21 protein-coding genes are annotated in these 14,770 nt (G+C 37.2%); 14 read left to right on the top strand and 7 right to left on the bottom strand.

All coding sequences use genetic code 11. The annotated features are described in order from the left end of the window. Positions 1-13: 13 nt before the first annotated feature. On the bottom strand, positions 14-382 hold the full coding sequence (locus R7Q39_RS19605) for a hypothetical protein (RefSeq protein WP_318076666.1): 369 nt from the start codon (positions 380-382) through the stop codon (positions 14-16). A gap of 498 nt (positions 383-880) precedes the next feature. On the opposite strand from R7Q39_RS19605, the gene R7Q39_RS19600 reads away from it, so the two are divergent. The 3 genes from R7Q39_RS19600 to R7Q39_RS19590 all read left to right on the top strand — a co-directional run bounded on the left by R7Q39_RS19600 (position 881) and on the right by R7Q39_RS19590 (position 2,320). Beyond that, positions 881-1,168 (top strand): hypothetical protein, encoded by a 288-nt coding sequence (locus R7Q39_RS19600; protein ID WP_053312545.1) that lies wholly within the window; start codon positions 881-883, stop codon positions 1,166-1,168. 113 nt (positions 1,169-1,281) lie between these two features. Next, positions 1,282-1,671, top strand: coding sequence for a hypothetical protein (locus R7Q39_RS19595; RefSeq protein WP_094132708.1), 390 nt, complete (start codon positions 1,282-1,284; stop codon positions 1,669-1,671). 127 nt (positions 1,672-1,798) lie between these two features. Continuing rightward, positions 1,799-2,320: a hypothetical protein gene (locus tag R7Q39_RS19590; protein ID WP_318076665.1), complete on the top strand. Its 522-nt coding sequence runs from the start codon at positions 1,799-1,801 to the stop codon at positions 2,318-2,320. A 26-nt stretch (positions 2,321-2,346) separates the two neighbouring features. Here R7Q39_RS19590 and R7Q39_RS19585 read toward each other — a convergent pair whose 3' ends face one another. Both R7Q39_RS19585 and R7Q39_RS19580 read right to left on the bottom strand, forming a co-directional pair. Then, a complete protein-coding gene (locus R7Q39_RS19585) occupies positions 2,347-2,877 on the bottom strand; it encodes a transglutaminase-like cysteine peptidase (protein WP_318076664.1) in 531 nt (176 codons plus the stop codon). A 69-nt stretch (positions 2,878-2,946) separates the two neighbouring features. After that, positions 2,947-4,044, bottom strand: a complete 1,098-nt coding sequence (locus tag R7Q39_RS19580; protein ID WP_318076663.1) for a hypothetical protein — start codon at positions 4,042-4,044, stop codon at positions 2,947-2,949. Between the two features lie 129 nt (positions 4,045-4,173). Here R7Q39_RS19580 and R7Q39_RS19575 point away from each other — a divergent pair, with 129 nt between their 5' ends. Then, positions 4,174-4,329 carry a hypothetical protein gene (locus tag R7Q39_RS19575; RefSeq protein ID WP_155399584.1) on the top strand — a complete coding sequence of 52 codons (156 nt, stop codon included), beginning with the start codon at positions 4,174-4,176 and terminating at the stop codon, positions 4,327-4,329. Here R7Q39_RS19575 and R7Q39_RS19570 read toward each other — a convergent pair. Both R7Q39_RS19570 and R7Q39_RS19565 read right to left on the bottom strand, forming a co-directional pair. Next, entirely contained in the window at positions 4,326-4,847 is a 522-nt protein-coding gene (locus tag R7Q39_RS19570; RefSeq protein WP_318076662.1) for an ImmA/IrrE family metallo-endopeptidase, read from the bottom strand. The genes R7Q39_RS19575 and R7Q39_RS19570 overlap by 4 nt on opposite strands. A 63-nt stretch (positions 4,848-4,910) precedes the next feature. Continuing rightward, positions 4,911-5,465 (bottom strand): hypothetical protein, encoded by a 555-nt coding sequence (locus tag R7Q39_RS19565; RefSeq protein WP_318076661.1) that lies wholly within the window; start codon positions 5,463-5,465, stop codon positions 4,911-4,913. Positions 5,466-5,558: 93 nt separating this feature from the next. Between R7Q39_RS19565 and R7Q39_RS19560 the strand changes: the two genes are divergently transcribed. Genes R7Q39_RS19560 through R7Q39_RS19545 form a run of 4 tightly spaced genes read left to right on the top strand, consistent with a single transcriptional unit; the run spans position 5,559 to position 6,945 of the window. After that, complete coding sequence (locus tag R7Q39_RS19560) at positions 5,559-5,900, top strand: STAS-like domain-containing protein (protein ID WP_045591951.1); 342 nt, start codon at positions 5,559-5,561, stop codon at positions 5,898-5,900. Continuing rightward, positions 5,901-6,281, top strand: coding sequence for a hypothetical protein (locus tag R7Q39_RS19555; protein WP_116921016.1), 381 nt, complete (start codon positions 5,901-5,903; stop codon positions 6,279-6,281). Between the two features lie 29 nt (positions 6,282-6,310). Continuing rightward, on the top strand, positions 6,311-6,616 hold the full coding sequence (locus R7Q39_RS19550) for a hypothetical protein (protein WP_045591954.1): 306 nt from the start codon (positions 6,311-6,313) through the stop codon (positions 6,614-6,616). 17 nt (positions 6,617-6,633) lie between these two features. Next, positions 6,634-6,945, top strand: coding sequence for a hypothetical protein (locus R7Q39_RS19545; RefSeq protein WP_045591956.1), 312 nt, complete (start codon positions 6,634-6,636; stop codon positions 6,943-6,945). Between the two features lie 23 nt (positions 6,946-6,968). On the opposite strand, the gene R7Q39_RS19540 is transcribed toward R7Q39_RS19545, so the two are convergent. Continuing rightward, on the bottom strand, positions 6,969-7,835 hold the full coding sequence (locus R7Q39_RS19540; protein WP_273981778.1) for a hypothetical protein: 867 nt from the start codon (positions 7,833-7,835) through the stop codon (positions 6,969-6,971). A 161-nt stretch (positions 7,836-7,996) separates the two neighbouring features. Between R7Q39_RS19540 and nrdD the strand changes: the two genes are divergently transcribed. Both nrdD and R7Q39_RS19530 read left to right on the top strand, forming a co-directional pair. Further along, entirely contained in the window at positions 7,997-10,153 is a 2,157-nt protein-coding gene (nrdD, locus tag R7Q39_RS19535) for an anaerobic ribonucleoside-triphosphate reductase (RefSeq protein ID WP_318076660.1), read from the top strand. Positions 10,154-10,660: 507 nt separating this feature from the next. Further along, positions 10,661-11,833 (top strand): hypothetical protein, encoded by a 1,173-nt coding sequence (locus R7Q39_RS19530; RefSeq protein WP_318076659.1) that lies wholly within the window; start codon positions 10,661-10,663, stop codon positions 11,831-11,833. A 37-nt stretch (positions 11,834-11,870) separates the two neighbouring features. On the opposite strand, the gene R7Q39_RS19525 is transcribed toward R7Q39_RS19530, so the two are convergent. Beyond that, a complete protein-coding gene (locus R7Q39_RS19525) occupies positions 11,871-12,713 on the bottom strand; it encodes a TauD/TfdA family dioxygenase (RefSeq protein ID WP_053318929.1) in 843 nt (280 codons plus the stop codon). A gap of 371 nt (positions 12,714-13,084) precedes the next feature. On the opposite strand from R7Q39_RS19525, the gene R7Q39_RS19520 reads away from it, so the two are divergent. From R7Q39_RS19520 to R7Q39_RS19505, 4 genes are all read left to right on the top strand, one after another. Further along, positions 13,085-13,444, top strand: a complete 360-nt coding sequence (locus R7Q39_RS19520; RefSeq protein ID WP_052697513.1) for an ASCH domain-containing protein — start codon at positions 13,085-13,087, stop codon at positions 13,442-13,444. A gap of 71 nt (positions 13,445-13,515) precedes the next feature. Next, positions 13,516-13,893 carry a hypothetical protein gene (locus tag R7Q39_RS19515; protein ID WP_318076658.1) on the top strand — a complete coding sequence of 126 codons (378 nt, stop codon included), beginning with the start codon at positions 13,516-13,518 and terminating at the stop codon, positions 13,891-13,893. Between the two features lie 52 nt (positions 13,894-13,945). Next, complete coding sequence (locus R7Q39_RS19510) at positions 13,946-14,173, top strand: hypothetical protein (RefSeq protein ID WP_020330934.1); 228 nt, start codon at positions 13,946-13,948, stop codon at positions 14,171-14,173. Between the two features lie 10 nt (positions 14,174-14,183). Then, the gene (locus R7Q39_RS19505) at positions 14,184-14,759 is read left to right on the top strand and encodes a hypothetical protein (protein WP_318076657.1); all 576 of its coding nucleotides are present in this window, start codon (positions 14,184-14,186) and stop codon (positions 14,757-14,759) included. The last annotated feature ends 11 nt before the right edge of the window (positions 14,760-14,770 follow it).

Raw genomic sequence — 14,770 nt, 5'->3', positions numbered from 1 at the left:
TAGGTGAGAACTGTCAATGTTTCATTACCGCTGCTGGTAGCGTTAACCTTCCTGCTTTGATTGACGCTGCCACTCTATGCCAACCATCCCAAATATAAGCTTTCCCATCAATCTCAGAAATGTACACAGGATCTCTGATTGGGTTTTTGAGCATATCTTCGAAGTAATCTTCACCTCTGATATCAGATAAGTCTTTTACTTCATCATTATACCAGACCTTCCATTCTTCTAAGCTATCCATTAAATGAATCAGTCTTTCAACAGGATAGTCACTTTGCATATTAAAGGTTCCATTACCAGGCTCAATATAGCCAGGATCACCTTTACATACATTTTCACCTTCAAGCATAATGAAATCTTGCTTTAGAATTTCTGTTTCCATAACCCCTCCTTGTTTGAGATTATATAGATTTTATATCAGAAGTAAATAAAATGCCGTTAATTAAATTATTTTTTGTTGCTTTGATCTTTTTACTATGTATAATAAGAACCCATGAATAATGAAAATCCAATTCAACACAATCGGCTATGCCCCAAATGCACAATTATTTGGGACAAGCAAAAGCTCGGTTCCGACTGTCCAAAGTGTAAAGCTCACAGTTTTATGACTATGAATACTGGTGACATTGGCACTGCCATGTTTCTTGATCAATCAAAACTAACCCTTAACAATTTTACTCCATATGAGGAATAGAAATGGCTAAAAGTAAAAATAGCGCTAAGGTTTGCAATTCGAAAGAAGCGTGAGAAGAGCGGATACTCAAAACACAAAGCAATGAATGCATACTGATTTGAGAGGTAAAATGATTAAATCTTATCGTGAGGTGATTAACCGAAGATAGCCAGCACCACGGTGGTGTTGGCGTTAGAGGAAATCACTATGTTACATAAAAACAAGAAAGCAAGTTTACGTATCCATCATGCAAATCGCATGAAAGATAAAGCATTTAAAAAGCTATACGGAACCTGGTATCTGCCTTCATGCACAGAAGGTAAAGATGAAGCAATTAAAGCAGCAAAGCTATCCGCTAGTAGGGTAAAAGACCACTTGGCAGTTTGTAGTTGCTTTGGCTGTGGAAATCCTCGTCGTCATAGCTTCCGTAAAAGCGATAAGTTAACTATGCAGGAGCGCCGTTTTTTAGATAGCGCAAAATCTTGGGATTATTAATTAAATGGCGCTCGATGAGCGCCTTTTTAGTTTTGAAATATTGACCTTATTTCTAACTTGTGTATAGTAACAACAATTAAAGAATCTAATCCAATTCAATAAAGAGTTTACTAATGGCTAAGAAGCAAAAAATCAAAAAGAAGTTTGGGAATCCTCAAAAGCAAGCTCAGTACGCCAATCAACAGGCGCATAAAGAGCAGATTGAATCTGATAAGCTTTTAGTTTGCTCAATCATGGATCGTTGGGCTGAACAATGTAAGCCGAGAAAGGACTTGGACTTAGGCGAACACTATCTAACATTCACCCTTGTTCCTGCCTGTATTCGTTCCAATACTGAGCTTGTAGGGACTTATGAGGCTGTAATTAACTACTGTGAGCAGGTAGTCTCAGGTAAAATTATTGAGAACAATCAAATCATCAATGAAGCGATAAGAATGATTAAGCCTCTATATCGTTTAAAAGCAGAACAATACAAAAAATCTGTTGCTGAAGTCGCTGTCTGATCATGAAAAAGTAGAGAAAGAAACTGACTGGTCAAAGAAAAGCGAATACTAGCGATAAAGAGATTGCTTGCGCTGTATTTTTTGGCTTTGCGCAAAAAGCCTTGAATACCAAAATATAAGGAAGTTTATGAAATTTCCAAATGATTTCCACCTTGCAAAGCTTGGTCGATTCTATGTTGCTCAGTCATCTCCAAATGGTATGAGTATTATAGTTGGAGCACCTATGTATCAAGGCGTATTTGAAGGTGGCGAGGTAATTGAAATCAGTCAGTCACTAGGCTCAACTACCGCTGAATCTCTCGGATTAAGCGCAATTTATGGTGATGATTCTGATAATGGCTCTGTCGATAAATTACTAGGGAGTTCGCTTGGTAGGTATTGCATTGCCAAAGATAATCCTGAGATTGTTTCAAACTCAATGGTCGGGCGATTTTACGTTAAAGAAGCTTGTGAACAGTTACTTTTCATTGGATGCATTAAATCAGATTTTTCAGAGATCGGTGATGTGCATGAGATTCAACTAGAGTATGGACAGGTAAGCGTTGTGAATTTAGGCAAAAGCGTTATCTATGGCAAGGATGAGGTAAACCCTAAGTATGGCATTGACAGGCTACTTGCTCTATCTCAAGGCTTACATTGCATCGTTTAATTCTCAGTGGTAGTGGCAGTATGCCACTACTTAACCTTTCTCAACAAATCTACCCATTTTGGAATTTGTTTTGCTTCTCCAGAAAACCCATCGTTAGTCCAGATGTACTTGTCATCGAAACTATAAATAAGACTAAGATCCATCCTTTCTTTATATTCTTTTACTTCGCTATCAAGGTTATCTAGGACATAACGTTTGTCCGATTTGCTGTCAAATACAAACAACACCATGTGCGGATCGTTAAAACTTTGCATGTTGACGTAAGCAAGTTTCATGTGAGACCTTTTCATGCCAAGCTCACTTAATGCAAAAAACTTTGAAATTACGAAGTCTTCCGAATCGCCAGATTTATCTCTTGAAAATTCAGCAGGTGTTTTCCATACATCGGATTCACCAGGCTCAAGATCGAATGAAAATTGGTTGTAATGATTGTTTACCAATACAGCCTTATCGAAAACGCTTAGGTTTTTATCTTTCTCACTAAAACCTGCTGGTAAGGCGATTGCTTTTAATGATACAGCCACAGCCATTATAAAAAGAGAAATTTTTATATTCATAATTAATTTTAAGCGCTACCAGAATGATAGCGCGATATTTATTAGTAAATCGTAGAAGGTTTAGTTAGTTTAAAAAGGAATATCCATATCAAAGTCATAACTATTAATATCTTTTATATGAACAAAGTCTCTAAGTTCTACCTTTTCCAAATTATCAATTCTATAGGTTGAGCCTGCCTTTAAGAAAGCTTCAGCCTCATCACCAGACTTCCAATTTCTTACTTTTGCATAAATACCTTCTTTAGACATAGCGCCAGCAGCGTTCATTGTTCGATTATCTAAAGTGATAAGACTCACATGTTCACCTTTGTCCCGAGTCAACATGGTGTGAGAGATAACAGCAGAAGAATCTACCCTACTATTGTAGTTGTCGGTGGAAAACAATAAAGGATGTTCTTTATCATTTCTTAATCCCACAACATCTCCTACATAGTCTGAGTAATGAAATACATCGCTCTTATAAGCTTCCAGCCTTAGCTTTTGTGTTAGCTCGCTAAGTTCAGTTTCGATCTTTCTAATCTTCTCGACTTCAGAGACAACAAATAGCTCGTCAATAGAGTGATGTGTACAGATATCTCCATCTCGATCATCTAAATCATGAACAATTGACTCAACAGCATTAACCAAGATCATTGATGATTTAACAAGCTTTCTTGAGTCAAAATCTGCGATTGACTCAGCTTCACATTTGTTATCGCAATATACTAGATTCCCTTCAATTGATAAGATATCAACACCGTCTCGTGTTAATACAACACCGTCCTGAGGGTTTAGCGTGAAACCGATTGATGTTTTGTACGATCCCTTAATATCACGGATGCTTTCACCAATAAAGAAGCGCTTACCATTAACATCATAATACTGTGGCTGCTTACCAAGATCAGAACACATTGCATTGTGCAAACTCATGGCACCGATTTCTAGCTGACTCACTCCAAAGGAATCCTTTAAAATACCAACTTCTTCATCTGTGATTCTGTAGCTGTTTCTGACGTGAGAAAGCAACTGAATAACCGCATCAGTATCAACAGGAAAAACCAATTTCTCACCGATCATTGGTCTGGCAGGAACCAAAGAAATATGGAATCCATCATTCTCTAAAATTTCTTCGATGGAATCGTATTCAACTACAGATGTCTTGCCACCATCGATCAACTCAAATTTCATAAACAAAACCTATTTAATATTTTTTTGATTATACAATAAAAAACCATATTTTGTACATCACTTGAAATTATATTGATTAATTGTATGCATTTTGTTACTTTAATTTGATGTTCATTAAGGAAAATTACGATGAATAAACCAAAAAATGCAGAACTCATCCAAAAATTAATCTTGCTTGGTGATATTGCTAGAGAAAACAATGGAAGCCTTTCCCTAAAAGGTCTGTCTAAAGAAGAGTCAAAGAAAGCTCTCAGTGAATTTTTCAAAAACCGTCGAAAAGCTTAAGCCGCACTCATGGTTAGCCACTTCAATTGGGTTAGCCTTTCATAAACAGCATTCTCAGAGACACCGAGTTTGTTTGCTAGAACTGACAAATCGGTGATTCTCTCTTTAAGAATCAAATAATCAACCGCCTCCTTTGGAATGATGTACTCCAAAGCAAGTTGTTGGCATCTTCTGATAGACCACGATGTTGACTCCAAAGAGAAGTCCTCAATGGTAAAGAAGTTTGCATCCCCCTCATGGATAGAGTGATGATGCATACTGATATAAGCAATAACATGAGCAATCATGTAACGTTTTTGCTCGTCTGAGATGGAAGGTCTAAGATGCAAATCATACCTTTTAAACCCGCTCTTTGAATTTGCACTATTAAGCTTAGCTTCAAATTCAGAATTAAGCTCATTATCGCACACAACTGAAAGACCGAGGTTATGGGAAATGCCCTCGATATCTACTGGAATTTTCCAGTTCCAATACATATCTATAAATGTAGATGGATTACCAATAGCGTCAAAAACCATAAAAATATTCACATAAAAACAATGGCTCAATTATACACTGAGCCATCACTTAAGTCATGCATTTTATAGTTTTGGGCAAGGTATGTTCATAGAAACCATACCGCTAATTGCGTAGCACTTTTGATCGGCAAAGTCGTAAAACGTACCCTCTGGATTTTGATAGAAATCGTAGTCAGTGGTTTTAGTTAATTTTTTTATATAAGTATATTTAGTCTCTGACTTAAAACCATCCATTGAGCTGCCAGATTCAGGAATAGTAAGCTGATCGGTCTCAATTTCATTTGTTACTGTTTCAACAATGTTATGAGTAATCTTTCCATCAATAAGAATCTTGTTCATATCGTTTGAAAGAGGGTAAATTGGCGAGTTGGCTTTTGCAATGTTTCCATTGAAAGTAGTATAAGTAATCACACCCTCAGAAAGAATTTTTTCACAAGAGTATGATCGGCTTACAACCTCAAAGAAATCATTTTCAAAGTCGATTGTTCGCTTGTAGTTTACACAAATGTCCGTATCACCGATCTGATAAGTCGTTACTACGTCATAACCACTATTGCCACTACATCCAGCCAGAGTCACTATAGCTGCAATGGCACTGAGCATTTTTATTTTCATCATTAATTCCTTGAATTTCTTTATTGATTAATTTTATGTTTACTGCAATCATTACTTAGATATAATAATGCATATAAAAACGAAATGGATCTTAAAATGAAAACAATTGATTTACAAGTATTATATGGCTCTATGGTTTTTGGTCGCTACAGAACAGACAGTGAAAAGTCAGGTGAAGCACTACGAGAAGATCATTTAGTTCCAATGTTAAATGAGGATGATGCTGCTATCACTGTGAAGTTGAACACTAGCGGATTATCTTCAGGATTCTTAGAAGAGGCATTTGGCGGTTTAGTGCGAGTGCATGGTTTCACTAAAGATGAACTTACTCATCGACTATCATTACTCTCTGAAGATAGACCTGATGTCATTGAGGACATCTGGGAATACATTACTGAAGCCCAAAATTACAAAGCTGAGAAAATGTTGAGCATGTAAATGAAAAGAGTTATATCAGATAGAGAAAGGAATCTTTCTAAACAAAAAGAGAATGAGAATGTAGCAAGAAAATTGGAAATGGACATAGTCAAACTAGCTAAAACCATAAGGATTTACGACATATATGATTCTTGCTTTTTCTACATTGTCATTCCGTTTGTTCTGGTTCTTTCCCTTGCGCCTTTTCTATTTATTGGTGATACCAGAATAGCATCAATGATAGCTATATTCATCGGTGTTCCATTTTCATCACTGTTTTTTTATTTATTTGACTCTACTCTCAATAAAAAGCAAAGACGATGGAGACATATGCTTGAAGAAAGAATCACGGAGTACGACAACTTCTGTACAATGAATAACATTAATAACAATGTTCAGTAATAAAATCACAAAAAATGCGGAATAAATTAATGAAAAAATTAGCTGTCACGTCAATTTTATTGCTTTTGACTGGTTGCAATACGCAGGATACTCCAGATAAATACATTACAAGCAAGGTATGTGATGATGTAAAGGTTAAAGAGATGACCTTGGAGTGTGTAAAAGATGGGGATTGGAGTCTTAGCCACAATCGCGGTCAAACGTATGAGGGCGCTTGCAAGAGATTTTCGGAAGAAATGAATTGCTCCACGAGTAAAACACTGAACCCTGAATGGGTAGAGTTTGAAAGGGCTAAACAGAAAAGCGATATGAAAATTGTAATAAAATCAGAATGAATTGAGAAATAAAAATCATGCAACACGAAATTGCTAAACACAGATCAAAGATGGACAATATCAAGAAGGATATTGACTTCAAGCTTAGACTGATGAACGGTACTAAAGCATTTATCGTTCTAACAATGGCATGGGTGATTTGCGGGTTCTATGAGTACAACTGGCTAGAATCATTCGAAAAATGCCTTTTTACCTTTGCCATGATTTTAGTTTGGTCTGGATTATCCATAGTTCTTTTATTTAATAGTGAGGATGAAAAGCTTATTGACTATGAGTACCATCAATCCTGCCTAGAAAGACTTCTCAAGATCCAGAACATTCAAAAGTAGTTATACCCAAATGCAAATCCACCCTAAAGGGTGGACATGTTCTCAATAGCGTCTAGGTTCTTTGTGCTGAACAGCTTCGTGTTGTCTGGGTGTACAGCAAAGCGTTCCTCTACAGGCATTCTCGACTGAAGCTTTTTAATAATTAAAGAGTTCATTAGAGAGAAGTCATAGTCTCCAACTAGCAATAATTCTGGTGACTCATCTAAATTTAGGTAGATATGGAACTCGCACTCTAAGCAGCTCTTGTCATGTTCTACTTGGATGATAGAGACCTTTTGGTTGAGAACCACTGAATCCCAGCGGTGATAAACGTCCACATAAGGGCTGTGACGTGAGTTTGGAGTAGAAATCGAGTATCCACCTTCAGACTCTTCCCATTCAATAAATGGTGCCTTTCCGATTAAAGTCGATCCAGAAGAGTGAATGTCTTCTTTCCATAGCTCCAGAATTTCATTCGATAATGGATGATCTGAAGATTTCAAAATATGAGCAATGGCACTTTTATGCTTGTTCATGAGAAGCACGTAAGTACCCTCCGTCTCTTTATCTTCCTCTTCCTTTTGTCGGTAGTCCTGAAGTGTCATAACGTTTTTAAGATTAGACATTTTCTGCTTATCGAATTCGATTCTCTGACCAGGTTGGTTATCCCACAATAGAAAATCTTCGAAAGCACCTTCAAAATCACAAACAATATCTTTCTGAACACCCTTTCCTTTGATTAATGAGGTAATGGTTTCTACATCAAAACCTTTAAGGTGTTGAAATGTAATATCTTCAGCACGGTCTACTTGAACACCGTTTTCACTCAGAAAGCTGAAAATTCGCTTCATGGAGGATGCTGGCAGATAGGGATTCAGTAATGATTTTGGATGACCGAAACTGTAAAACATTGCATATCTTCCTATATAAATAATGTTCTCATAATACACAAGTTGGACTCAAAGTAAAGTCATATCGCTATAGCAAAATTGAGCTAAATCAAAATTGATACCGTACCCGAGTGGTATAATTTTTAATTGAAAAAATAAATTAATTAATAAAGGTTTTAGAAATGTCCGATAAAGTTCTCCATGTTACTAAACGTGACGGGAATATTGTTCCGTTTAATTTGTGTCGCATTGTAAATGCAGTGATTAAGGCTTTCCAGGCTACCAAAGAAGTCGCTCCCGATGAAATGAATGACAAGGCTGAAATCATAGCTAATGAAGTGTTTGAGGTCATAACCAACTCTGACTCAACAAATCTACATATCAATGAGATTCAAAAGCTGGTGGAAAAAATACTCTCAAGACACTTCCCAGAGACAGCTATCGCATACATGGATTACCGTCATGAGCGTGATATCGAGCGAGATAAAAATACTGCTCTGTACAAGGATATCGTTGGCTTAACCACGATGACTAACAATGACATCTTAAACGAAAACGCTAACAAAGACGGTAAGGTAATACCTACTCAGAGAGACCTTTTAGCTGGCATTATCTCTAAGCATTACGCTAAAAATCACATGCTTCCTAGAGATATAGTTCTTGCTCACGAGCTTGGGGAAATTCACTATCATGACCTCGATTACTCGCCATTCTTCCCTATGTTTAACTGCATGATTGTTGATCTAGAAAACATGCTGACAAATGGGTTCAGAATGGGTAATGCTGAGATCGAAACTCCTAAATCAATCCACACGGCAACTGCTGTTACTGCTCAGATCGTTGCGCAGGTTGCTAGTCATACTTATGGAGGCACCACTCTAAACCGATTAGATGAGATTCTTGCGCCATATGTGACTTGCAGTTATCAGAAGAATATTGAAATTGCGAGAGAGTGGAACATAGATGACGTAACGGGTTTTGCTAGAAGTCGTACAGAAAAAGAGGTTTATGATGCATTTCAGTCTCTAGAATATGAGATCAATACGCTTTTTAGTTCAAATGGGCAGACTCCATTTTTGTCAGTGAACTTTGGTCTAGGGTTGTCATGGGAGTCAAGACTAATCCAGAAGGCAATCTTATTAAATAGAATCAAGGGCTTAGGCAAAAGCAAAAAGACCGCTGTTTTTCCTAAACTTCTCTTTACTATTAGAAATGGGGTTAATCACAAGAAAGGCGACCCAAACTACGATATTAAGCAGTTAGCTCTAGAGTGCGCGTCCAAAAGAATGTACCCAGATATTCTTAACTATGACAAGGTTGTCGAAGTAACTGGCTCATTCAAAGCACCTATGGGATGCCGTAGTTTCCTTGGCTTATACTTAGATGAAAATGGCAATGAAGTTCATGAGGGTAGAAACAATCTTGGTGTTGTTAGCTTGAACCTTCCTCGTATTGCTATTGAGGCAAAAGGGGATGAATCAAAGTTCTTTGAGATTCTTGATCAAAGAATCCAAATTGTTCGCAAAGCGCTTGAGACTCGAATTGACCGTTTACGTAATATCAAGGCTAAGGTTGCACCAATCCTTTACACCGAAGGAGCTTTAGGTATTCGTCTGAACCCAGATGATAATGTGTTTGAAATTTTCAAGAACGGCAGAGCCTCAATTTCAATGGGATACATTGGTATCCATGAAGCAATTAATGCACTTTATGGTCAAGATGAGCATATTTACGATAGTGAGTTCCTAAGAGAGAAGGGGATTGCCATCGTGAAGCGCCTAAAAGAGGCTGTAGACACTTGGAAAGAAGAAACTGGGTTTGGGTACAGCTTGTACAGCACACCTTCAGAAAACCTTTGTACGCGATTCTGTGCATTGGACTCTAAAGAGTTTGGTGTTATTGAAGGCGTGACTGATAAAGGGTACTACACAAACAGTTTCCACCTGGACGTAGAGAAGAAAGTTAACCCTTACGATAAGATTGATTTTGAAATGCCATATCCTGAATTATCAAGCGGTGGTTTCATTTGTTATGGTGAATTTCCTAACATGCAGCATAACATTGAAGCGCTTGAGAACGTATGGGACTACAGTTATGACCGAGTGCCGTACTACGGAACAAACACACCAATTGATGAGTGCTATGAGTGTGGTTTTACAGGCGAGTTTGATTGTACAAGCAAGGGCTTCGTTTGCCCTAAATGCGGGAATCACGATCCTAAAAAGGTTTCTGTAACACGAAGAGTTTGCGGATACCTCGGCAGCCCAGACGCGAGACCTTTCAACTCAGGGAAGCAAGCAGAGGTGATTCGAAGGGTGAAACATTACGAGAATATCTAAACTCTCGGACGAATAGAAAAACCGCATTCTTCTGGATGCGGTTTTTTATTTGATTAATTATTGGTTGAACGAAAGCTAAACAAAACCTACAATTAGCTGAAATCAACAAATAAAAGCCGTGAAATTATGAAAATAAACACAAAATCAGCCCTAGATAGATTTGAGAAGTTCTTCTGTCTTTTAATGATAGTAGCTCCTGTATGGGGGATATACTTTACGTATAGACTTTTGAACAAATACGTAGACGAAATCTCTGAAGAGATTAATGTGTACTATTCATACCACGATTCTTTAAGCATGATTCTTTCATTCGCTTTTCTATCATCTTTACTTCTATTTGCCTATAAGATAAAGAGCAGTAAGTTTAACAACACAAAATTAGAAAAGATTCTTGAAAGGTTTCTAGTCAAAATAGAAATAGTTAAAGACTCAGTTTGGCTTTCCCGTATTTTATTCACATCTTTCTACGGAATGTTTTACTATATTTTGACCTCAGGCATTATACTGATGGCAAACGATGTAAACTTATTTCAAGAGTTTAATCTAGTAACTATGGAAACGAATGATTACTACCAAGTGGTTAGTAACTTTATCGTAACCAGCTTAAGTATTTCGACGTTGATGACAATTTCGCTTTTACTTATTAAGCCTAAAAAAGGTATCAGTCATTTCTTGACAGGATTAATTTTTATTCCTCTGCTACTAAATGGGGTGATTTATGGCATAGCTGGCAATCCCTTCACCACTATGTTCAGTGACATAAATAATGAAATGTTGTTGATTTCAAGCCCTATATCATTTGTCGGTAAATATGGGGTAATGATTTTTTCCATAGCTTCAGCGATATTGATTTCATTTGTTGCTTATTATGCAATAAAAGACAAGAAAATATTGATACAACACATCCTTGGATATATATCTTCCATTGCAGCTACTGCAATAACCATATTCCTATTCTGCATAGGAAAACCAGCTCACTATTTCAACAATAATCCAAATATTATGGATGTAGAGGTTCTTGGTCAAACATATAAAATCAACCAAACCTTATTAACTGAAATGGATGATGTGGACACAGAGTTTTTGATCGAGTCATACGCTGGTCTTAGTATGCATAATAGTACGGATGCGTTGAATTATTTATTGAGCGATAAATATAGCGGAAATAAAGAACAGGCTATTAAATTAGTAGCTGACATCAGCCTTACTAACATTAGACTTTACGAAGACAAAAAAGAAAAAGTCGTCAATATTCTAAAGACAAAGAAAATATCAGCGGCAAGCTCATTAAATATACTGATTCCTTTTATAGTTAATGAAGCTTCTCCGTTGCACCACCAAGAAAGAACATTAGAAAGCATTCTTAAAGGAGATTATCAGTTGGCAGTCGATTACTACATCGAAGATGCAATCAACCGCCAGGATATTGAAAAACTATCCCTAAAAATGAAAGATGAAGATAATAATACAAGAATTGGTTCTTTCGGTCATCCTATGACACAAAGTTTGATTTCAACCCTATTGCATTTGGATTTTGCAGAGTTGGACTATAACAAAGTTAACCCTGACAAGAGAGAGAAGCTAAAGGAACTTCTTAAACCTGTCACCGTATATAATGATTTCACGGATGAACAGGTAAAAGAATGGTTTAAGATTTTCAAAGCTGAGAGGTTTTTATAAAAGAAAAAGCTGATGCGAATGCATCAGCTTTCATTTTTTATGCGGCTTGTGATAATTTTGCCATTGATGCCAGAGGTAATTTCTGGTGAACGCTTCGATGCATCATGCGCGGATTATTAAGATCATGAGTAAACTTCGTTCTTCCGTGCGTGATACGTGTATTATCCATCACGATCACATCACCTTCATTAAGCATGAACTGAAGGAAAAATTCCCCCTGTTCATTATAAAGCGCCATCAAACGTTCTACTGCTTCTTTGAGGTTTGGAACCAGTTCATATCCAGATTCCCAATCCGCACTTGAGTCGAAAGCAAGTCGGATAATCTCACGTTCGTAGATTGAATCCAATCCGAACACACAATCTGTCATTTCTTCGTTGATACCATCAAAGGTAGAACGTCTGCGAAGTGCGTTTTTATCCTTCAATGCATCTACAAACTTACTATCAATAGATTCCAGATATTTAATTGCACCATAGCCATTAAACAGTGTAGTTTCACCACCAGAAACAGCCTGATTTTGACAAAGTAGCAACGTTGTTTTTACTTCACCTAAAGGAGAGAAAGTACCATCAACATGCTGACCAAGCGCCCCAGACTCTTCAAAAACTGGATGTGCAAAGTCATCTCTGTTTTCTTCGTTGAAGCCGATCTCTGCTACTTTGTCGCTGTTAGATTTGTTAGGGAAGTAGGTTTTGTTGTATTGAGATACGAAGGTTTCTCCTAGCTCCAAAATACCTGCAAGCTCGGAAAGCTTGTTTTCAGATTTTAGTGTTGAACCATCAACAACGACAAAACCTTGCTTATAGAAAGTTTCCATAAGAAGCTGAGCATTATCAGCAGAACAAGCAGTTGTAACCGCGCCAACAAAAGTAATCATAATCTATTCCCTTGGTTATTTTTTTAATGATGATAAAAAAGAAGCCCCACTCGTGAAAGCAGAAGCTTCAATCAATTGACCCATGCAATGATGGTATCATTGCTAGAGCATATGTTAGTGTTGCTATTATACATAAATGATATTAATGGTCAATACTGGTGTTGATTGTTTTTATTGTCAATTCAAATATAATATTGAAAACAAAAATGGTAGGTTTTTATGATTAGAGAACAATCGAATGCATCTAGGAACAATGTTCCGCAAAATGATAGCAAGGTTATTCCCATTCTTCGTATTTGTACAAGTATGTCGAAAGGAATAGTTGATAAGAATAATACACCTCATAAAGAGGTGATGGAGCAATTGAGTTTATGTTCGTCTGCGGTGAAGAAATAGATAAGGTTCTGATTGTGAGAAAACCCTATGCTCACTATATCAGAGACGGTATAAAAACATGGGAAATGCGTGGTAAAAAAACCAAAATCCGTGGCAGGATTGGTATTGCTGAACAAGGAACAGGTAAAATAATCTGTTTAACTACGATTTCCGATTGCTTAGAACCAATACCTGACTCTGAGATAGATCAGCACTTCTCAAAACATAGGGTGGATTACAAAAACAATCCTGACCTATTGAAGTGGAATACGCCCTGGGTTTTGTCTGATACAAAGCCAATTGAGCCTGTTGACTACGTTCACAAAAGAGGCGCTGTAATATTCGTAAACGTTTGACTAACACTCTAACTTTCATATAATTGGAAAGTTAGCGTTATTGCTATGCTCCAGGAATAAAGGGTACAACAATGAAATTAGAAACAGGAAGCAGTTTAACCGTTATCACATTCAATGTTCCTGATAGCCGCTGCAACTACAAAATGAAGTCGCCTAAGTTAACCGTAACAAAATACGAAGTTACAAAGGGTGGCGTTACTCAGGTTACAATTAAACCTGTAGATGCTGATGATGAAAAACCACTAAAAGTTAAAAACGTCAAAATCTCGGATTTTGGCAAAATCTGTAATACAGCAACACTAATGACAAGACAAATTGTCTTTGTTGAGCACACGGATTTAGAACACTACATCAACGTTGCAAAAGAGTATCAGCAAAACGCAATTAAAGAACGAATTAATGAATTAAAAAGTGAGCTTACCAATCTTGAATTACTGGTAAAAAACTAGCCATTCCGAGATAGCTAACTCTTACAAATAGAACCAAAAAATAGGTGACAGTATGTCAATGGAATCGGTTCGCGTGGATCGTGGTATGCCTTTCCTTAAGCGTGGTATGCGTGTTTATAGCACTTACAGTAAACAATTCGGGACAATCACTGGTTCAAACCGAAGTGGAAACCTGAATATCCGTATGGATGGGGAAAAACACAGTGGCAATTATCACCCTCAGTGGCAATTACAGTATCTTGATGACAATGGCACCGTGATTGCTGAATACAAAGATTAAAGGAAGCACCATGAACGCAAAACCATTATTCACTGAAGATAGAGAGCACGTTGTTGCTTATTTCTGTTCTAAATGCCGCATTGTAAAATCCACAGAGGCTGATGCAGAGCAGTGTTGCCGAGATAGACACTGTGATTGCGGCGCTAAAATTGAAGATCGATACAAAAGTTCTTGTGATAAATGCCAAAGAGAAAAGTTTCGAGCTGAGAAAAAATCACGAATCTCAAAAATGCCTATCGTAGAGTCACCAACTAGCGGTATGGTCTACTCGGATAACACCTCATACAATGAAGGATTCTTCAAACTCGATGACATCGACTCTGTTTTTGAAGAAGGCGAAAAGCCATTTTTCGTATATGACTGCAACATTAAAAAGTGGTCTGGTTTAAATGCGAGTGACATTGTAGAAGCGGATCTCGAAAGTGACTGGTATGAAGATGCATCGGATGATGTTGTAGATTTAGATGAATTGGAAAAGTTCTTATCGGAATGGAATAAAAAGCAAACACTGTTCTGTTATGAATGTGCTGAGCGAGTTATCGTTCTTGACAAAGAGCGCTTCACTGCATGGCTTTCAGAGAGTTAATTAGGTGATAT

The organism is Vibrio sp. 947, from assembly GCF_033339115.1.
Classification (GTDB): Bacteria; Pseudomonadota; Gammaproteobacteria; order Enterobacterales; family Vibrionaceae; genus Vibrio; species Vibrio alginolyticus.
The sequence above is the reverse complement of the archived record's forward strand: the minus strand, read 5'-3'. Positions and strand labels throughout refer to the sequence as shown.